Source organism: Micrococcus sp. APC 4021 (assembly GCF_030407635.1).
In the GTDB taxonomy this organism is placed as follows: domain Bacteria; phylum Actinomycetota; class Actinomycetes; order Actinomycetales; family Micrococcaceae; genus Micrococcus; species Micrococcus luteus.
Genome location: NZ_JASDCZ010000158.1, coordinates 1 through 4,266 on the forward strand (window position 1 = coordinate 1; position 4,266 = coordinate 4,266).

Sequence of the window (4,266 nt, forward strand, 5' to 3'; positions counted from 1 at the left end):
GCGGCGCCGTCGTCGCCGGTGGGGCGGGTCGTCCCCGGCCCGCCGGGCTCACTCGGTCAGGTCGATCTCGTTGAAGACCTCGTCGTTGACCGGGCTCGCCGGGTAGGAGGCCACGCGCTTGTCGAAGGCCAGCGACGGGGCCGGGTGGGCGAGCGGGACCGCCGGGACGATCTCGGAGATCTGCTCGTTGATCTCCTGGTACTTCGGCGTCTGCTCCTCGAGCGTCGGGATCTGGCGGGCCTCCTCGAGGGCGGAGAACAGCTCCTCATCGGTGAAGCCGAACTCGGGCTTCTCCTGGCCGAAGAACACGCCCACGAAGTTGTCCGTGTCGTTGTAGTCACCGGTCCAGCCGAGCAGGTGGATGCCGTGGTCCGAGGTGCCCTGCACCTGGTCGAGGTAGTCCGGGCTCCACTTGGCCGGCTTCGCGTTCACCGTGATGCCCACCTCGGCCAGCTGGCTCGAGAGGTTGGAGAACGCCTGCTCGGGGGTCGGCATGTACGGGCGCGAGACGCCGGTGGGGTAGTTGAAGTCGATCGTGAAGCCGTCCGGGTAGCCGGCCTCGGCGAGCAGCGCCTTGGCCTTGGCGGGGTCGTGCTCGTACGTGGTGACGTCCTCGCTGTACCCGTTCACGGACTTCGGGATGAACTGGGTGGCGGGCTCCGTGCCCTCGGGGAGGGTCTGCGCGATGAGGGCGTCCTTGTCGATCGCGTGGGCGATCGCCTGGCGCACCCTGACGTCCTGGAGCTCCTCCTTCTCCTGGTTCAGGCCCAGGTAGAGGATGGTGAACGGGTCGCGGGCCACCACGTTGAAGCCGGCCTCGGACAGGGCCGCGGTGTCCGCGGGGGCCACGAGGTCGTAGCCGTCGATGTCCCCGGCCTCGAGCGCCTGACGGCGGGCCACCGGGTCGTCGATCACGCGGAAGGTGATGTCCGTGACCTCGCCGCCCTCGCCCCAGTAGTCCTCGTTGGCGGTGAGCTTGACGTCCTCGCCCACGCTCCAGGACTCGAACTTGTAGGGGCCGGTGCCGGTGGGGTGTGCCCGGGCGTACTCGGACATCTGGGGCGACTCGGCGGTGCCGCCGACCTCGTCCGCCTTGTACTCCTCGAGCGCCTTCGGCGACTGCATGGCGAAGGCCGGCAGGGACAGGGAGGAGATGAAGCCCGCGAACGGCTGCGCCAGCGTGATCTTCACCTCGTGCTCGCCGGTGGCCTCGCACTCCTTGTAGACGGCGTCCTCGGGCTTGTCCGCGAAGCCGCGGAACAGCTTGCCGTAGTAGTACGAGAGGGTCTCCGACTGCTGGATGCCCGTGAAGTTGTACCAGCGGTCGAAGTTGGCGCACACGGCCTCCCCGTTGAACGGCTCGCCGTCGTGGAAGGTCACGCCCTCCTTCAGCTGGAACGTGTGGGTCAGGCCGTCCTCCGAGGACTCCCAGGACTCGGCCAGCAGCGGCGCGGGGTCCGCGGTGCCCGGCTTCGTGCCCACGAGGCCCTCGAAGATCTGACGGGAGACCCGGAAGGTCTCGCCGTCGGAGGCGAAGGCCGGGTCCAGGGTCTTCGGGTCGGAGGAGGCGGCGAAGATGAACGAGCCGTCCACTTGGGCGGCGTCGCCCCCGCCCGAGCCGCCGGAGCCGCCGCCGTCGCGCTGGCTCTGGGCGCAGCCGGTGACGAGCAGGGCGCCGGCCGCGGTGAGCGCGGCGGCGGACAGGAGTCGGTGACGCAGACGGGTGGCCATGGGGGCTCCTCCGGGAGAGGTCTCAGCCGAGACGCGGGTGCGAGGGGACCGCGCCGTCGGGTGTGACCTCGGGCACGCTCCTGGACGTGACTATAGCCACAAGCGCGGGCAGGAACGCAACGCAGGCCGCGTCTGCGCGTGCGGCACGGCGCCCTCAGGCCCCGGTGGGCACCCGCTCCCGACGCGCGGCGGCCCGCTCGCGGACCCAGCGCAGCACGTCCTCCGGACGGTTGGTGGTGAGCTCCTGCACCCCCTGGGCGAGGAGGAACTCGGCGTCCTCGCGCTCGTCGACGGTCCACACCCGCAGGCGTCGCCCCGCCGCCAGCCACGCCTTCACGTCCGCCAGGTGCTCCCGCACGTAGGCCACGGAGGGCCCCGCCAGCCCGGCTCGGCCGCGCCAGACGAGCGCCTCGGACCCCGCCAGCGACTGACGCGCCGCCGCACGCACCGCCGCCCGGCTCAGCGGCCCCCGCGCGAGCCGGGTCGGCAGCTCCGTCGGCATGAGGTCCATCAGGGGGCAGAGGGGGTCCGTGCCGGCCAGCGGAGCCACGTGGCGCAGCGCGTCCGGATGGAAGCTCATGAGGGACACCTGCACCTGACCCACCCGGCCGGTCTCCGGGTCCCAGCCGGCCCGCAGCAGCTCCCGCAGCACCCGCTCCTCGAGCTCATGCCCGAACGGGGAGGGATGCTTGAGCTCCACGGCCAGACGCAGCGGCCGGTCCGCGGCCGTCGCGATCGCCAGGAGGTCGGCCAGGGTGAGCACCTGCTCCCCCGCGCCGCCGTACGCGGCGGGGGGCGCCGTCCTCGTGGTGGGTTCGGCTCCCGGGCGCCGGGCGTGCCACGAGACGACGTCGAGGGCGCGCAGACCCTCGAGCGTGTGGTCCGCGACGGCGCCGTGCCCGTCCGAGGTGCGGTCCACGGTGGGGTCGTGCCAGCAGACGACCTCGCGGTCCCGCGTGAGCTGGACGTCGCATTCGAGACCGTCCGCGCCCACGGCGAGGGCGTGGAGCATGGCGGCGCGGGTGTGCTCGGGGAAGGCGGCGGAGGCACCGCGGTGGGCGATCACGAGGGCGGGCACGCCGCCAGGCTAGGGAGCGCGTGTGCCGACCACGTCACCGCAGGGTGCCCGGCTGGTTAACTGGTGGGGACCATTCGGTACACGCGATCAGGAGCCTGCCGTGTCCTTCTCCCCCGACCCCGCCCAGCAGCTGCTCAGCGCCGGCGCCCTCGAACGCGCGGCGGGCCTGCGGCGCATGAAGGCCGTCGCCCTGGGCCTGCTCATCCTGCTGGCCGTGGTGTTCGTGGTCGCGTTCCCGTTGCAGGACACCCACCCGGTGTGGGGCTACGTGCGCGCCGCCGCGGAGGGCGGCATGGTCGGAGCGCTGGCGGACTGGTTCGCGGTCACGGCGCTGTTCCGCCACCCGATGGGCGTGCCCGTGCCGCACACCGCCCTGATCCCGCGGAAGAAGGACCAGCTCGGCGCCGCGCTGACCGAGTTCGTGCAGGAGAACTTCCTGGACTCGGAGGTCGCCCACGAGAAGGTCGACGGACTGAAGGTGGCCGAGGCCGCCGGCGGCTGGCTGCGCCGTGAGGAGAACGCGGCTCGCACCGCCCGGGAGATCGCGACGGCGGCCCGGGGCGCCATGGCCGCGGCCGACGACGACGCCGTCCAGGAGCTGCTGCGCCAGCTGATGGAACGCCACATGGTGGCCCCGGACTGGTCCCCCACGCTCGCAGGCGTGCTGGAGGACGTGGTGGCCGGACGGCACCACGAGCGCGTGGTGGACCTCGTGGTCGCCCACACCGGGGACTGGGTGGCCGCCCACCCCGAGCTGTTCGTCGAGACGGTGCGCCGTCGCTCCCCCGAGTGGAGCCCGGACCTCGTGGACCGCCTCCTCGCCGAGAGACTGCACGCCGAGACCCTCAAGTATCTCGCCGGCATCCGCCGCGACCGGGAGCACGAGGCCCGCCGCGCCGTCGACGATTGGCTCGACCGCCTCGCCGACGAGATGCGGAACGAGCCCGCCACCCGCGCCTCGGTGGAACGGTTCAAGCGGAACCTTTTCGCGGACGAACGGCTGCGCGCGTGGGCCGGGCGGGCCTGGGTCTCCCTGCGGGACTCGCTCCTGGACGCGCTCGAGGACCCGTCCTCCGACCTGCACCGCGCGCTCGTGGCCGCCCTGCGCGACCTCGGCGCCCGCCTGCAGGAGGACCCCGAGCTGCGCGACCGTGTGGACGGCCACGCCCGCCGCGCCGCGGCGTATGCGCTGAGCTCCTACGGCCCGGCGCTCACCGGGGTGATCGAGGAGACGGTCGCCCGCTGGGACGGCGAGCAGACCGCGCGCACCCTCGAGCTGTTCGTGGGCAAGGATCTGCAGTTCATCCGCATCAACGGCTCGGTCGTCGGCGCGCTCGCGGGCCTGGCGATCCACGGGGTGGCGACACTGTTCCTCTGAGCCGCGGCTCCCGCCCCGCACTTTCGAACGTGGAATGGGGCGAATGGGCGCTTTCGAACGTGAGATTGGGCCTCTCTCA

At 72.6% G+C, this 4,266-nt stretch carries 3 protein-coding genes; 1 reads left to right on the forward strand and 2 read right to left on the reverse strand.

Going from position 1 to position 4,266, the window contains the following annotated elements:
- Positions 1-48: 48 nt before the first annotated feature.
- Both QL983_RS10540 and QL983_RS10545 read right to left on the reverse strand, forming a co-directional pair.
- Positions 49-1,731 carry an ABC transporter substrate-binding protein gene (locus QL983_RS10540; protein ID WP_041103597.1) on the reverse strand — a complete coding sequence of 561 codons (1,683 nt, stop codon included), beginning with the start codon at positions 1,729-1,731 and terminating at the stop codon, positions 49-51.
- A 154-nt stretch (positions 1,732-1,885) separates the two neighbouring features.
- Positions 1,886-2,809: a glycerophosphodiester phosphodiesterase gene (locus tag QL983_RS10545; RefSeq protein WP_119217612.1), complete on the reverse strand. Its 924-nt coding sequence runs from the start codon at positions 2,807-2,809 to the stop codon at positions 1,886-1,888.
- Between the two features lie 100 nt (positions 2,810-2,909).
- On the opposite strand from QL983_RS10545, the gene QL983_RS10550 reads away from it, so the two are divergent.
- On the forward strand, positions 2,910-4,187 hold the full coding sequence (locus tag QL983_RS10550; protein WP_061867608.1) for a DUF445 domain-containing protein: 1,278 nt from the start codon (positions 2,910-2,912) through the stop codon (positions 4,185-4,187).
- Positions 4,188-4,266: the final 79 nt, after the last annotated feature.